This window comes from Williamsia sp. Leaf354, assembly GCF_001424365.1.
Taxonomy (GTDB): domain Bacteria; phylum Actinomycetota; class Actinomycetes; order Mycobacteriales; family Mycobacteriaceae; genus Williamsia_A.
In genome coordinates this window covers 825,838-839,061 of the sequence record NZ_LMPL01000001.1, presented here as the reverse complement: position 1 = coordinate 839,061, position 13,224 = coordinate 825,838, and the positions used below count along the sequence as shown (strand labels likewise).

15 protein-coding genes, 1 tRNA gene, 2 pseudogenes and 1 riboswitch are annotated in these 13,224 nt (G+C 65.8%); of the genes and pseudogenes, 8 read left to right on the top strand and 10 right to left on the bottom strand.

Annotated elements, in window-relative coordinates; translation table 11 throughout:
• Position 1 precedes the first annotated feature (1 nt).
• A complete protein-coding gene (locus ASG12_RS04040) occupies positions 2–1,042 on the bottom strand; it encodes a hypothetical protein (RefSeq protein WP_055785473.1) in 1,041 nt (346 codons plus the stop codon).
• 89 nt (positions 1,043–1,131) lie between these two features.
• Here ASG12_RS04040 and ASG12_RS04035 point away from each other — a divergent pair, with 89 nt between their 5' ends.
• The gene (locus tag ASG12_RS04035; RefSeq protein WP_055785471.1) at positions 1,132–1,722 is read left to right on the top strand and encodes a TetR/AcrR family transcriptional regulator; all 591 of its coding nucleotides are present in this window, start codon (positions 1,132–1,134) and stop codon (positions 1,720–1,722) included.
• A gap of 51 nt (positions 1,723–1,773) precedes the next feature.
• Positions 1,774–1,847, top strand: a tRNA-Pro gene (locus tag ASG12_RS04030).
• Positions 1,848–2,065: 218 nt separating this feature from the next.
• Here ASG12_RS04030 and ASG12_RS04025 read toward each other — a convergent pair.
• Positions 2,066–2,986: an NmrA/HSCARG family protein gene (locus tag ASG12_RS04025; protein WP_055785468.1), complete on the bottom strand. Its 921-nt coding sequence runs from the start codon at positions 2,984–2,986 to the stop codon at positions 2,066–2,068.
• Between the two features lie 91 nt (positions 2,987–3,077).
• Between ASG12_RS04025 and ASG12_RS04020 the strand changes: the two genes are divergently transcribed.
• Positions 3,078–3,398 carry a winged helix-turn-helix transcriptional regulator gene (locus ASG12_RS04020; RefSeq protein ID WP_055785465.1) on the top strand — a complete coding sequence of 107 codons (321 nt, stop codon included), beginning with the start codon at positions 3,078–3,080 and terminating at the stop codon, positions 3,396–3,398.
• A gap of 256 nt (positions 3,399–3,654) precedes the next feature.
• Here ASG12_RS04020 and ASG12_RS22040 read toward each other — a convergent pair.
• From ASG12_RS22040 to ASG12_RS03995, 5 genes and pseudogenes are all read right to left on the bottom strand, one after another.
• Positions 3,655–4,000: pseudogene (locus tag ASG12_RS22040) on the bottom strand (aldo/keto reductase); the annotation flags it as partial.
• Positions 4,001–4,239: 239 nt separating this feature from the next.
• Positions 4,240–4,629, bottom strand: a complete 390-nt coding sequence (locus ASG12_RS04010) for a PPOX class F420-dependent oxidoreductase (protein WP_055785461.1) — start codon at positions 4,627–4,629, stop codon at positions 4,240–4,242.
• Between the two features lie 49 nt (positions 4,630–4,678).
• On the bottom strand, positions 4,679–4,957 hold the full coding sequence (locus tag ASG12_RS21520) for a hypothetical protein (protein WP_156377908.1): 279 nt from the start codon (positions 4,955–4,957) through the stop codon (positions 4,679–4,681).
• 271 nt (positions 4,958–5,228) lie between these two features.
• Positions 5,229–5,969, bottom strand: a complete 741-nt coding sequence (locus ASG12_RS04000; protein ID WP_055785454.1) for an SDR family NAD(P)-dependent oxidoreductase — start codon at positions 5,967–5,969, stop codon at positions 5,229–5,231.
• 66 nt (positions 5,970–6,035) lie between these two features.
• Positions 6,036–6,680, bottom strand: a complete 645-nt coding sequence (locus ASG12_RS03995; RefSeq protein ID WP_268810431.1) for an SDR family NAD(P)-dependent oxidoreductase — start codon at positions 6,678–6,680, stop codon at positions 6,036–6,038.
• A 117-nt stretch (positions 6,681–6,797) separates the two neighbouring features.
• Between ASG12_RS03995 and ASG12_RS03990 the strand changes: the two genes are divergently transcribed.
• Entirely contained in the window at positions 6,798–7,217 is a 420-nt protein-coding gene (locus ASG12_RS03990; protein WP_082501615.1) for a winged helix-turn-helix transcriptional regulator, read from the top strand.
• Between the two features lies 1 nt (position 7,218).
• Positions 7,219–7,851 carry a DUF1349 domain-containing protein gene (locus tag ASG12_RS03985; RefSeq protein ID WP_235456013.1) on the top strand — a complete coding sequence of 211 codons (633 nt, stop codon included), beginning with the start codon at positions 7,219–7,221 and terminating at the stop codon, positions 7,849–7,851.
• Here the strand turns inward: ASG12_RS03985 and ASG12_RS03980 are convergent.
• Positions 7,799–8,524 carry a ParB/RepB/Spo0J family partition protein gene (locus ASG12_RS03980; protein ID WP_055785449.1) on the bottom strand — a complete coding sequence of 242 codons (726 nt, stop codon included), beginning with the start codon at positions 8,522–8,524 and terminating at the stop codon, positions 7,799–7,801. The genes ASG12_RS03985 and ASG12_RS03980 overlap by 53 nt on opposite strands.
• Positions 8,524–9,218: pseudogene (locus ASG12_RS03975) on the bottom strand (nucleotide-binding protein). The gene ASG12_RS03980 and the pseudogene ASG12_RS03975 overlap by 1 nt, the downstream one beginning before the upstream one ends.
• Positions 9,219–9,810: 592 nt before the next feature.
• Between ASG12_RS03975 and ASG12_RS03970 the strand changes: the two are divergent.
• Entirely contained in the window at positions 9,811–10,629 is an 819-nt protein-coding gene (locus ASG12_RS03970) for an alpha/beta hydrolase (RefSeq protein ID WP_055785446.1), read from the top strand.
• Here the strand turns inward: ASG12_RS03970 and ASG12_RS03965 are convergent.
• On the bottom strand, positions 10,547–11,371 hold the full coding sequence (locus ASG12_RS03965) for an MgtC/SapB family protein (RefSeq protein ID WP_055785441.1): 825 nt from the start codon (positions 11,369–11,371) through the stop codon (positions 10,547–10,549). The two genes, ASG12_RS03970 and ASG12_RS03965, sit on opposite strands and share 83 nt — an antisense overlap.
• Before the next feature lie 43 nt (positions 11,372–11,414).
• Positions 11,415–11,589: riboswitch (M-box (ykoK) riboswitch) on the bottom strand.
• A gap of 584 nt (positions 11,590–12,173) precedes the next feature.
• Here ASG12_RS03965 and ASG12_RS03960 point away from each other — a divergent pair.
• Both ASG12_RS03960 and ASG12_RS03955 read left to right on the top strand, forming a co-directional pair.
• The gene (locus ASG12_RS03960; RefSeq protein ID WP_055785438.1) at positions 12,174–12,956 is read left to right on the top strand and encodes an ANTAR domain-containing protein; all 783 of its coding nucleotides are present in this window, start codon (positions 12,174–12,176) and stop codon (positions 12,954–12,956) included.
• Between the two features lie 36 nt (positions 12,957–12,992).
• Positions 12,993–13,199 carry a hypothetical protein gene (locus ASG12_RS03955; protein ID WP_156377907.1) on the top strand — a complete coding sequence of 69 codons (207 nt, stop codon included), beginning with the start codon at positions 12,993–12,995 and terminating at the stop codon, positions 13,197–13,199.
• Positions 13,200–13,224: the final 25 nt, after the last annotated feature.

Below are 13,224 nucleotides of genomic sequence, written 5' to 3'. Positions count from 1 at the left end.
CTCAGCGCACGCCCGCTCGATCCGACTCCGGTTCGATGTCCCACTCCTCGTCGAGGATTTCCTCGACCCTGTCGTTGTCGCCGCGGCCGCGCACGGTGGCGATCGCGTAGAACGCCAGCCCGATCAGCAGCCACGCGCTGAGGACCACGATCGGGTGGGTGGTCGCGTGACCGTCGAAGAACACGGTGTTGCGAAGCAGGGTCCCGGTGGCGCCCGGAGGCAGGTACTGACCGATGGCGCCCCACGGGGCGGGTAGCAGTTCCGGCGAGCTGGTGAGTCCCGACAGCGGGTTGCCGAGCACGATCAGCGCGACGCCGGCGATGCCGAGACCCGCTGCGCCGAGCAGAGTTCGGAGTCCGATCACACCGAAGGCGGTGGCCGCGATCCCCAGCATCGCGGCGGCCGCAGTGGGCCAGAAGCGCCCGTCGAAGGTGCCGAGGACGAACCGCAGGATCGCGGTGAGCGCCAGGCCTCCGACACCGGCGAACACGACGGTGGTGATCACCAGCGCGCGGGGACGGCGGACGGTCATCATGATGACCAGTGCGCCGATCCATCCGCCCAGCGCCAACGGCAGTGCGCCGGCGGCCAATCCGACGCCCTTCGGGTCGCCGCCACCGAATCCGCGGACGTCGACGACGGTGCTCGTCGACCCACTGCGCTGGGCGACCTGATTCCCCAGCGTCTCGACCAGTGTGGCGACCGATGGGCTGCCCGCTGTGGTGACCAGGGTGCGAATCCCGTTGCCGCCCACTATCAGAGCCCCGTCGAGGTCACGGCGCTCGATCGCCGTCCGCGCGTCGGCCTCGGAGGCGGGGCGCGAGAAGTCGAACGCTCCGGATTGCGCGGTGTCGACGGGACGCTCGATCGCGGCGGTCGCGGTCGGTGATCCGACCACCCCGACGCGGATGTCGCTGGGCGTCGAGTGGACGCCGGGGAGAGCGAACGCGAGCAGCAGGATCGACAGCGCTGCGGTGAGAGCCGCGGCGATCACGACGGTCCGGGTGATGTGGGCGCGGGTGGTTGACGCTTCGGCGGCCATGAGATCCCCTTAAGATACGAGTCGTTTCCTACGGGCCGAATGCTAACCTCGATTGTCGAGATACGCAACGTTTCTTATCGGGAGGTGGGATGGCGGCCACACGGCGACGCGGCACCGAGCTCGACGACGCCATCTACCGCGCCGTCTTCGGCGAGCTGACCGAGCACGGGTACTCCGGGCTCACCTTCGAGGGGGTGGCCCGGCGCGCCCAGACCAGCAAGCCGGTGCTCTACCGGCGGTGGCCCCATCGGCTCGACATGGTGGTCGCCGCACTGACCAGCGCCAGCGACGACGTCATCCAGGCGGCGGACACCGGGTCGCTGGCCGGCGATGTCGAGGCGACGCTGCATCTCGTCCTCGACCGCCTCGAATCGATGGGCCGGTCCATCGCCCTGGGCGTGCTCTCCGACGCGGCGGCCGCGCCGGGCACCGGGACATTGCGCATCCTGCAGACGAAGGGCGTCGCGCTGAGCGACGCGATCCTGCACCGGGCCCGAGAGCGCGGCGAGATCGGTCCGGCTTTACTCCCCGAGCGCGTCCGCTCGCTGCCGTTCGACATGGCGCGCTACGAGTTCCTGGTCAACGGCGACCTCACCGCCGACGCCATCCACGACATCGTGGCCACGGTGTTCTGCCCCCTGGTCACGCTGATGGCGGGTGCGGCTGACCAGCCGATTTAATCTGTCTTCCCCGAGGCGGTAGGCTGTACAAGGTTGTCCGCAAGGACGCCACGGGGTGTGGCGCAGCTTGGTAGCGTGCTTCGTTCGGGACGAAGAGGTCGTGGGTTCGAATCCCGCCACCCCGACGTGTTGGTTGAGACACAGATGAGGCCCTGACCAGGGGAAACCCGGTCGGGGCTTCCTCGTTTCTCGGGGTCACGTCACTTCGCTGCCAGTCCACACAGTCCGCAGGAGAAAAACTCCGGGGTGATCGTCGGCTGCGTGCAGACATAGGTCAACACCGCCCGAGGGCTACTCGCCAGCGGCGATCGCAGCGAGGCAATTCCGAATCCTCGAAGCGGTATCAGCGGAGCGCAATTCCGACGCTCGGGTCGGCCACTGCGGCAGCGAGTGAGGCCGCGCCGGGCCCGGCGAGCCACTGTGCGAATTCGAGCAGGAACGGAAACCGTCCGCGCAGTTCAGTCACATCAGCATCGCCGGCCAACCGTCCGGAGTCGGCCGCCGCGACGAGTTTGCCCAGAAGATCGTTGGCGGTCAGCACCTCATCGCTGATCCGGCGATAGGCGATCGGTTGTCGCAGGGCGCCGCTGAAGCTCTCAGCCAGCTGATCTCCGGTCAGGGTGTCGCCGGCGAGGTCGAGCGTCTGATCACTGAATTCCACGGGTGCGTCGAATATCTCGGCAGCGACCCTCCCGATGTCGCGCACCGCGATGAACTGCACCGGTTGATCGTTGCGCATCAGGAACGAAAACTGGCCCTGCGCAAGCCCCATTCCCGGCAACATCAAGATCTCCATGAAGCTGGCGGGACGAATGATGGTGGCGGCGATGTCGAGGCTGCGTATGTGTGCTTCGATCCGACTCTTGGTGTCGAAGTGGGCGATACCGGTGTCGGTGGGGCCGGCAGCGATGGCCGAACTGTAGACGAGATGCTCGACACCCGCCTCCTCGGCGATGGTCGCCACCGAGATACCGAACCTCACCTCGTCGTCGTCAGTCACCGTGGACCCGGCCTGGCCGGAGCTGGGCTGCACGCTGAAGACGCCATATGCGTCCCGAAACGCCGCGCGCAGCGACTCGGGATCGCCGAGGTCGCCGGCCACGATGTCGACTCCGGCGCCGGCCAGGCTGAGGGAGCGTTCAGCCGACGGGTCGCGGACGACTGCGCGCACGGGCCAACCGGCGTCGAGCAGGGCTGACACCACCGCTCCGCCCTGTTGGCCGGTGGCGCCGAGTACAACGACTCTACGATCGAACTTGTCCATTTCCACTCCTCCGGTGTGCTGTTCGGGTTCCCGTGTGGTTACGCTAGTTGCGCGACACCTACCATTCGGTAGACCTTCGAGGAGTGCCAGATTGAGTGATTCGGTGCCACCGGCTGCGGACTGTTTCGTCAGGCTGGGTGTAGAACTCATCGCGCATCGGTGGGATGCGGTGGTGCTGACGGCTCTGCGCGACGGGGCGCTGCGGCGCGTCGACCTGCGGGCCGGGATCGGCGGCATCAGCGACAAAGCGCTGCACGAGTCGCTGCTCCGACTACGTGACTTCCGGCTCGTGGCGAAAGAGGATGAGGGGCATCGTTATCGGCTGACGGACGTGGGGACGTCCTTCGCGACGGGCCCCGTGCTCGCGCTCGCGCAGTGGGCCGAGGCCAACCACTCGTCGTTGGCGTCCTGAGTCGGTGCTACACGTGGTGTCGTGGCTCTGAGGGAAGTGGTACCCGTGAACGAATTACGTTGGTGCTCCACTGGGAAGTCACGCGCCCTGTACCCGCACTGGATCACGGTCGCTGCCTACCTTATTGGTCCGGATTGGTTCGGCACACGACGGGAGGCCTGCGATGACCGTGGCAGTCCCTTGCCGCCGCGCGGCCATGCGCGAACATCTACGCCGCGTGCGCACGACTCTCCTCCAGCTCGTCGGCCGACGGTGTCACGTCGGCCGCGATGTCCTTCACCACGGCCACGACCGTCGGATTGGCGTCGAAGACTTCCCTCGCGAAACGGGGCATCATGCGCCGGTAGTCGTTCTCCGGTAGATCATCGAACGATGTCAGCCTGCCGCTGCCCAGCGGGCTGTAGGGCACGATGCCGAGTTCCCGGGTGACAGGAACCACCTCGGCCTCGATGTCTCGAGACCAAAGCGACCATTCGGTCTGAGGCGGAGATGGGGTGGACGGCGTGCGCCCGCCGGATTGTGTCCGGTGCCGCCTCGCTCAGGCCGAGGTGACGCACCTTGCCCTCAGTGATGAGGTCGGCCATCGCGCCGATGGTGTCCTCGGATCCCATCGCCCCATATCCGACGGCTCCCACCGTCAGGCCGCCGATCGTGCGCTGCGGAATGGTCATTGGCTCTCCATCTCATCGGGTGAGGCATGTCCTCGCGGGTCGGCAACGGTAGTTCCCGCCGGCATGCGAGTGGGATCCGCTTCGAGACAACACTTCACCGGCGACGGGGCGATCCTACGCAGGTCCTGGCGCGCGCCGCGTGCAGCACAGTCTTTGCGGGAACGGTGATCTCAGCCTTGTGCAACAACCCGGGTCGGGGTGAGGCGTAGGGCGACGCGGCTCTCACGCGGGGCGGGGAACGTGTCGGGATCGTGGCCGTAATGACGGATGAGCTGGTCGAGTAGGGCCAGGTCGGGATCGGGTTCGATGGTAGTGGTCGCGCGGATCTCCAGGGTACGGAAAGGATTGTCCGGATCGATGATGAACAGGGTCGCTTTCGGGTGCGCGACGACGTTCTTGTACTTCTGGCGACTGGTCATCAGCGAGGTGGTGACGGTGCCGCCGTCGGCGAGGTACCACAGTGCGGTGACCTGCGGGGTGCCGTCGGCGCCGACAGTGCTCAGGGTCGCCGTGTTCGCGCCGTCGAGTAGGTCACGGTGGGTGGCGGGGACGGTGTTCATGAATTCCTTTCCGAGGATTCGTGTTTCGGATTCTCTCGAGGTGAAAGCTCTACTGGTCTGACCGGATGAACTCTCCACCTGCGGTGACGACGAGTTCTGGGCCGAACGCGGCACCTGGCGTGTACGCCCCGGGTTTCGCCTCCCCGCGAGCGAGTCGGCGGGCGCTCTCGGTCATCACCGCGGTGGTGAACGTCTGCGCATCAACCGACGTTGCACCGCTGGCGATGTGGGCCGCGTACAGCTCCCCGCTGGGGATGGTCAGGCTGGACTCGGTGGTGCTGTCGGGAGGCGTGAGGTGCGCGACGTCGGCGCCGAGACGCGTGCGCACGACCTCTCCGTGTTCGTATCGACGACCCCCCAGGGCTGCGTTGTCCGTGATGCTGGCGGCCATCGCATGACCGATCGAGTCGGCTTCGGTGGCAACTGCGGGCAACGGGTCAACGCGCACACGCGCGGGGGTCGGTCGGTCCCGGCACTGCATCACCATTCCGACGTGAGTTCAGACGGGCTGCACCGATGGCCCGTCAAGACGCCGAGGCTCGCTCGAGGGCGTCGAGCGTTGTGTCCAGTGCAGTCGCCAGGGCCTGAGTACCGACCTGTCACAGCCGGAGGAGCCCACCGTCGGCCATGATCGTCTGGCCCGTCACAAAATAGGAGTCATTGCTGGTGAGGAAGAGGATGGCGCCGACGACGTCCTCGGGCTCGCCGACCTTTTTGATGGCCTGCATCGCGGCGGCCTGCTCCAGGGGCAACGAGGCGGACTCCGCCCCCGGGGTACGTGAGAGCGTCGCGCCCACCGAGTTCGCGGTGATGCCGTAGGGAGCCAGATCATTCGCCAGGCCACGGGTGAACCCGATGACGCCCATCTTGCTGGCGAAGTAGGCGGTCATGCCGGGGGGCGTCATGCCGATCGAGTTGGACGTGAGGTTGACGATGCGCCCCCAACCACCTTCCTTCATCAACGGCAGGACTGCCTGGGTCATCAAGAACTGGGAGTCGAGATTGATCGTGATCACCTCACGCCAGGCCTCGTAGGTCATGTCGTCGGTGTGGATGGCGGGAAAGATGCCGACGTTGTTGCTCAGGATGTCGCAGCGTCCATACCGGCTGCGCACCTCGTGCTCGACGTGCCGGGTCTGCTCTGGGTCGGCGACATCGACGACCAGGCTGGTGGCCGTCTGGCCTGCTTGCTCGATGAGGGCGAGAGTTTCTGTCGGTTCCGTGATGTCGATGGCCACGACGTGCGCGCCACGCTCGGCCAGGCCTCGGCAGATGGCTTGGCCGAACCCTTGAGCTGCGCCGGTGACTACTGCGACACGGGCTTCGTGCGATGAGGTCATGGGTGTCTTTCGCTGATTGAGGGATCAGATCCTGTGGGCGTATCGCACGCCGGGCGACACGAACCGTCAGGTCAGTGCGGCGGGGTAGCGGGGGTCGGCATCGGAGCGTGCCTCGTACAGATCGAAGTACGTGGGAGCGATGTCGGCTGCCGATGTGCCGGGTTGCCCGGATCCGATCCACACGCTGATCGCGAGATGAGCTGCGTACACGCCGTGTTCAGAGAGCACGTTGTGCAGGTTGAGAACCCAGTTGCGCAAACCGGCTGAGGCGATGTTGATGTTCGCCATAGCCGGTGACGGGTCCACCGATCCGCCTCCGGCTGTGATGATGATGGTGCCGGTTCTGGCGGCGATCATGTCGTCGACGACCTGCTTCACCACATGAATCGCACTGAAGTAGAAGTCGAGCTGTGGCTGAAGATTGGCCGGCGTGACCTCCAGGACACCGGCAACAGGCAGGCTGGTGTCGGCCGCCGAGAACTCGAGAACATCGACGGTACCCAAGGTTTCACGGATCTGGGCGAACGCCGCGGTGATCGACTCCGCGTCGAGCAGATCGGCCGTGAACGCGGTCGCCGCGATCCCCTCGCCTTTGAGCACGTCGGTGAGGGAATCCAGCTTTGCACGATCACGAGCGACGAGCGCGACGGTGAAACCGTTCCGGCCGAACACCCGGGCGATCTCCAGACCCATCCCTGGCCCGGCACCCACTATGACAATCGACGACACGTTCTCACCCCTGAATGGTTACTGTTTGTGTGCAACCACATCGTCTGTGTGTTTCACCGACGGCACAAGAAGGCACATTCGTGTTCGTGAGGAGCCTCCATGTCCACCAGCGAGAACGCCACGCTCGCACACAACGCCACCCTGCCCGGTCCGTGCGAGGGGTGGGGCGACGATGCCCCGTTGATCCGCAGCATCCTCGACCGTGTCGGAGACAAGTGGGGCATTCTCGTGATCGCCGTTCTCCGCGACACACCGATGCGATACCGGCAGTTGCACCGCAGCGTCCCTGGCATATCCCAGCGGATGCTCACGCTCACCCTGCGCCACCTCGAGCGCGACGGTCTCGTGACACGCACCGTGTACCCCGAGGTACCGCCGCGCGTCGACTACGCCCTGACCCACCTCGGCGTCTCACTCCTCGAACATGTCCTCGGCCTGGCCGCATGGGCGTCGTCACACTCCGACGAAATCCGATGCCACCGAGACGAATTCGACCAGAGGCAATCAGGGGTTGTTTGAGATGGACCGCCTGCGCCAATCAGCTTCCATCGCAAAGGACGTCATGCCCCGCACCCTTGCCTGGTCCGAGGGGACCTGGACAAACGAACCCGTCCACGTCGCGGTCGACGATGACGGGATGCGTGTCACCGCCCGTGAGGGCAGCGACGCGTGGCGCCTCACTTCCTACGACTTCATCCACGCCTCAGAGCACGCACTACTGGCCCCATTGCCGCTCGAGACCGCCGTCGAGGTGCAGTTCCGCCTCGACTTCGTCCACCAATTCGACCAGGCCGGCATCTTCGTCAAGATCGACGACACATCGTGGATCAAAGCCGGCATCGAGGTCAGCGACGGCGAGACCAGCCTGGGCGCCGTTGTCACCCAGGGCACCTCGGACTGGTCGCTGCGTCCGTTGACCGAATGGTCCGGGCATCTGGTGACCATCCGCGGCAGCCGGTCCGGCAATGCGCTCACCGTCCGCGCCCGCGTCGACGACGATCCCTGGCAACTCGTTCGAGTAGCACCTTTGGACCCAAACGCCGACGTGACAGCGGGGCCGTACTGCTGTGCGCCGCTGAACGCCGACCTGACCGTTCACTTCACGTCATGGCGAACCACCCCGGCCGACGCCAGCCTCCATCCCGAGCCTTGAGATTGAACCGCGCGGAACACAGTTCAGCGGAGGCCTCAACCTGCTTCTCCAGCGGTACCTGCGCGAGTGAACGGGCTACACGTACGGCGAGTTCTCCTGCTCGAAGTGCCTGTTGCAGTTCGGGTGCGAGTTTGAGTAGGGCGCGCCGTTGAGATACCCAGCCCGAACTTCGACCGAGACGCTCCGCAGCGCTACCAGTCTCGCTCACGAGGAGGTCGACGGCGTGGGCTTCTTCGAGGACGTCGAAGTCTTGACGGTCGATGTTCTCCACAATCGCCGCCCACAGTACCGATTCGCGATTGCGGGCGATTGAGTCGCGGATGACCACGTCCATGCCAGTCCGTTGGTAGTGGTGGCAGGCGGCGAGACGTCGGCAGCCGTTGACCACCACCCACCGCGCGGCCCCCAACTGGGCCGCGTCATCAGGCCACAACACCAGCCATGCCGCACGACTGACCACATTTCCTGGCTGTAGCTGCCGATCGGCGATGGTGGCGAGGTCGTCGAGGTTGCCGACCTCGGCACGCGGGTTACGCGGGTTCGCCACCAACTGTCCGAGGGGCACGTTCGCCCGAAACACCCCGTCCGAGCTGCTGGGAGCGTCGACGGTGGAGCTGTCGCCGACCGAGCCGGCCAGGTCTGCGAGGTCGACGCGGCCTCCCTTGCCGGCCACTACTTGACCCCCACTTCGAGTTCGAGGCACAACCGCTGCACATCCTCACGCGCCTGCAACGCCACTCGAGAGGAGCCGTACTCGGTGACGACGCGTCCTTCGGCGGCGGCGCGGGCATGAACTTGTAGTGCCGGACCACCGTGCGGGCGAGCGGCCACCCGCGCGATCGGACGAACGCTTGTGTCTGTTCGAGATCTGAGCGTCCGTCTCGTGGATCCCAGTCGTTGACCACTACTACATACGGGATGCCCAATGGTTCGATCACCTTGGTGATCGTGCGTGCAGTCGGATCAAACGCCAGAGGTTCGGGGACGATCGGCACGATCACCAGATCCGCCGATGCAGGGACGGCGTCTAACGCGTAGCCGATGCCACCGTTGTCCGTCGGTCCTGGGGTGTCACCGATCCACCCCGGTGTGTCGACGATGACGTGATCGACACCCGGCAGGTGTCGTAGCCGGCCCAGCATCCCCACGTCGTCGTGGGCCTGCGCGATCCGGAACGGCAGATCCGCGACCCGATCGGCCCACCACACCGCCGACCCCTGCGGATCGATCGACACCGCCAGCACCGGCGAGACCTGTCGCTCCCCCGTCTGGTCGACGAGGACGTCGGCCTTCACCGCGGCGAGGTTCATCGCCAACGTCGATTTACCGACCCCACCCTTCTGGTTCATCACCACATGCACACCCATGCTCTCCACCTCTCTGCTCTGCTCGTGAACCACATGTCATCCGACGCCTCGCGGCGTGGATGTTTACCGCGGTAAACCGGGCCGCTCGGCGGACCTCGGGCAGACACCGCGCACGACCAGACATCGATCGAATACGGTTGATGGGAGCAACGTTTGAGCGACCTGTCAGCGCGACCTGGGAAAAACCGGCCAGTCCGCAGACAGTCCGCAGCAGCACCGAAAGAGGCCCTCACTGACAAACACCCACAACGCCGCTCACCAGCAGAAACAGTGAATCCTCAACTGCGTCAACAACACCAAACTCCCAGGTGCGCTCGTTCACCGACGATGAGGTCGTGGGTTCGAATCCCGCCACCCCGACGTGTTGGTTGAGACACAGAAGAGGCCCTGACCAGGGGAAACCCGGTTGGGGCTTCCTCGTTTTCGGGGTCATGTCGATTCGTCGCCGGTCCGCACCCAGTCCGCAGGAGAAAAATCGGGCCCATTCCGGGGCGATATATGACGTCCCCGAGCGGCTGATTCCGTTGGGCCAGCGTTGAGCGGCGTTGATCTCGCGGGCGTCCGCGGCCCGCTACAGTCACCGGCCACCGGGATGCGTGAGAAGCTCACGGTTCTCCTACCCGCGCAGTCGACGCAGCGCCATTCGACGGTGTATCTGCTCGACGGCGCCGGAAAGTCCGGCCCCGTCACGTCGTCGGAATGGATCGCCAAGGGGCGGGCGAGGGAGTTCTTCGCCGACAAGAACGTCATCGCGGTGTTGCCCGTCGGTGGCGCCGGGACGTTCTTCAGCGACTGGAGCACACGCGATCCTCGTCTGGGCCGACCTCGATGGGAGACGTTCCTGACCCGTGAACTCCCGCCGCTGATCGACCGGACGTTCGGCGGTACCGGACGAGCAGCCGTCGCCGGCCTGTCGATGGGCGGCCAGTCGGCGTTGTCGTTGCTCGCCCGCAATCCTCGGGTCTACTCCGGCGCCGCGTCGTACTCAGGCTGTCCCGCAGTTGATTTCGGAGCGAACCCGGCCGACGTGTACGCGACCGTCGGCTACGCCGGCGGCAGCGCCACCAACATGTGGGGACCTGTGGGCAGCAAGGAGTGGGTCGAGCACGACCCGTCGAACCATCTCGACGGACTCCGCGGGAAGAACATTTTCCTGTCGGTCGGCGACGGCGCACTCGGTCCCCTCGACCGCAACCGCGTACCCAGTCCGGGGCAGAGCGTGGCCCAGTCGATCGCACAGAGCATCGTGCTCGAGAAGGCGGCCAACGGGTGTACCCGCCAGTTCGACAGCCTGTTGACACGCAAAGGAATACGGCACACCGCCCGCATCACCGAGGTGGGCACACACAGTTGGAACTACTGGGCACAGGCGCTTCGCGACTCGTGGCCGACGCTGCGCCGAGGCCTCTGAACGAACGGTTCTGACCGCGCCCGGGACGCACTCCGGCCACGGCCTCGTCGGTCAGGCGGTCCCAACGCACATCCGACACCGATTCGTCGGTGCTCATCCGGTGCAGCGCGGACACCATGTGTCGATCGCCGCGGTGGGCGTAAGCGACGACCGCGCGGATCTCTACTCTCGACGGGGATTCGGCGATGTGCGTGGTGGTCACCGAGCGCAATTGGGCATCGGTGGAGCTCAATTCGTCCACCAGTGCGGCCCGAAGACCGACCGCGTTCGCGCGCTCGGTGGCGACGGTCATCGCGTACGACGTCGGTTGCTCGTCACCGGAGTCCGGATGCCGGTCGACGGTCCGGCCGATCCACCGCAGGACGACGTTCACGGTGACGACGGCCACCGTGCCCGCGAGCGCGACCGAGTAAAGACCCGCTCCGGAGAGTGCGCCAACGGCTGCCGAACACCACAGCGTGGCAGCGGTGTTCAGACCCCGGACATTGAGTCCGTCCCGGAGGATCACACCGGCACCCAGAAAGCCGATACCCGAAACGATCTGCGCGGCAACGCGCGTGGGATCTGCTTTTCCGCCGCTGAGGCCGTGGGCCGAGAGCAGGACGAACAGTGTGGAGCCCGCTGCGACCAGTGCATTGGTGCGCAGACCGGCCATCCGAGCGCGATACTGGCGCTCGAAGCCGATGATGGTGCCGAGTCCGACACCGCAGGCCAATCGTAGGATCATCTCGATCACGGACATGACAAACCACCCTCTGACGTGCGGGAAGTGCCGAGCCGGCGGTGTACGCCTTCCTCGTAAGACCTTTGGCACTACACGGCGTCGACCTCGGCGTGAGCCGAGGAGCCAATCGGGGCCAACCCTTAAGCCGGGAAGGCCTGTCCTGACCCGTGGCGTCTCTGGACGTTTGGGGTCGCTGGCGTGTTTCCGTGAAGGAGCCTCAGCGAACGATGGCACCTTGCGGTCGCAAGTAAACACCCCAACCGTTGCCTCGGCAACCCGGCGTATGGATCACGTAAAGAGCTCCCAGAGGCCACGATTGGGCCTGCTCGGGCAATTCCGGCGACACTTACAGCAGCCGGTGAGCGGGCGCCCGGCGATCCCGCCCTTCCTTTCGGTTTACCAGCGGCTGACCAATCGAACACATGGACAGTGGCGACCAGACCGCGCGGGAGTGGCCGCTCGATCTGCGCGAGATCGCGCTCGCGGTGCAGCAGGAGCAGCAGGAGCAGCAGGAGCAGAACCAGGTGGGCGCCGTTCTGCAGGCCATCCACCAACTCGTCGACGCCTCGTTGTCGGCACGCCCAGCGGCAACACCTGGCGATGTCTGGCGCAAACCGTCTCGAACTGATAGAACAGTACTGGACTTGCTGTTCACTTTTCTCGACGAACCGCCCGTTCATCGTCACAGCCATGAGGCCGAACCAGTTGCCTTCGTCGGCTCAACGGCACGCCGCACCCCTCTGGGTGTGATGCGCCCGTTGTCATCCAGCCGCACGCAGGGCATGCCGCCCCGGTGCATCAGACGGGAAGGTTCGACCGCATGGCCATTCCTGACACCCAACTCGCACAGACCGTCAATCATCCGGATGTCCGCGTGCCCATCGATCGACCGTTCATGGCGCTCCTACGGCAGATGGTGCACGCGCCCACTCGGGATGAGGCGATCATGACCCACCTCACCCGGTACGCGGCCACCATCGCAGGGGTCGATCACGTCGCCGTGGTCACCGTCTCGCGAGCGCGGAGACGTGTGCCATCGCTCTCCCTCGAGGGGGCCAGCGGCCCACTGGCCGAGAAGCTTTCGCTGATGGAGATCGAATCCGACGACGGGCCGATTCATCGCGCCACCACAGATCGATGCACAGTCGCCTGCAGCGAGACCACAGGCGACATCGCCTCGCGGTACCTGTTTGGTATGCCGGCACCCCACACCGTTCGCTCGGTGCTCGCGATCCCACTCCTCGAGCCGACCCACTCGTCGGTCTTCGCCGTCGCCACCTTTTGGTCCGAACTCGACGAACCGCTGCCCGGTGACGTCTGCGGACGGGCGACCGCGGTCAGCGACCTGTTGGCGCTCGCCCTGGGTGCAGCCGCAACGCGGACCCAGTTCGACGCGGCTCTCCAGTCACGCGATGTCATCGGTCAGGCCAAGGGGATGATCATGGAGCGCTACGACATATCCGCTGATGAGGCGTTCGCCCTCCTCGCCCGACTCTCGCAGGACACCAACACCCCTCTGGTTGCCGTCGCGACGAAGCTGACCGACGCGTCGCCCCCGCCGACACCGGGGCAGACTAGAGGATGTCAGTCATCGACGCGGTGATGATCTCGACGGGCTCTGCCCGGGATGGGGACGATCATGACCAGCCACAACCCGCCCGATGACGTCATCCCCATATTCGGCGGTCCGGCCGCCGACGCCATCGAGGAACTCGCCGACGAGGAGCGCGCGGCCCTGCGCCATCCGGTGGACGACCGCCTCGATGCGGCGCTCCACGATCTGAAGTCGACGCTCGGTCTCACCGACAGGGAGAGCGGAGGCCCGGGCTCGCCACCCGCGCAATGACCGCCGGCTCGGGTCACGCCGAACG

Excerpts from the sequence above, each read along its gene's own strand:
- ASG12_RS03960 (WP_055785438.1), top strand. The coding sequence starts at position 12,174 with ATGGCCATTCCTGACACCCAACTCGCACAGACCGTCAATCATCCGGAT.
- ASG12_RS04010 (WP_055785461.1), bottom strand. The coding sequence starts at position 4,629 with ATGAACACCGTCCCCGCCACCCACCGTGACCTACTCGACGGCGCGAAC.
- ASG12_RS04040 (WP_055785473.1), bottom strand. The coding sequence starts at position 1,042 with ATGGCCGCCGAAGCGTCAACCACCCGCGCCCACATCACCCGGACCGTC.
- ASG12_RS03990 (WP_082501615.1), top strand. The coding sequence starts at position 6,798 with ATGTCCACCAGCGAGAACGCCACGCTCGCACACAACGCCACCCTGCCC.
- ASG12_RS04025 (WP_055785468.1), bottom strand. The coding sequence starts at position 2,986 with ATGGACAAGTTCGATCGTAGAGTCGTTGTACTCGGCGCCACCGGCCAA.
- ASG12_RS03965 (WP_055785441.1), bottom strand. The coding sequence starts at position 11,371 with ATGTCCGTGATCGAGATGATCCTACGATTGGCCTGCGGTGTCGGACTC.
- ASG12_RS03985 (WP_235456013.1), top strand. The coding sequence starts at position 7,219 with ATGGACCGCCTGCGCCAATCAGCTTCCATCGCAAAGGACGTCATGCCC.
- ASG12_RS04035 (WP_055785471.1), top strand. The coding sequence starts at position 1,132 with ATGGCGGCCACACGGCGACGCGGCACCGAGCTCGACGACGCCATCTAC.
- ASG12_RS03955 (WP_156377907.1), top strand. The coding sequence starts at position 12,993 with ATGACCAGCCACAACCCGCCCGATGACGTCATCCCCATATTCGGCGGT.
- ASG12_RS04000 (WP_055785454.1), bottom strand. The coding sequence starts at position 5,969 with ATGACCTCATCGCACGAAGCCCGTGTCGCAGTAGTCACCGGCGCAGCT.
- ASG12_RS03970 (WP_055785446.1), top strand. The coding sequence starts at position 9,811 with ATGCGTGAGAAGCTCACGGTTCTCCTACCCGCGCAGTCGACGCAGCGC.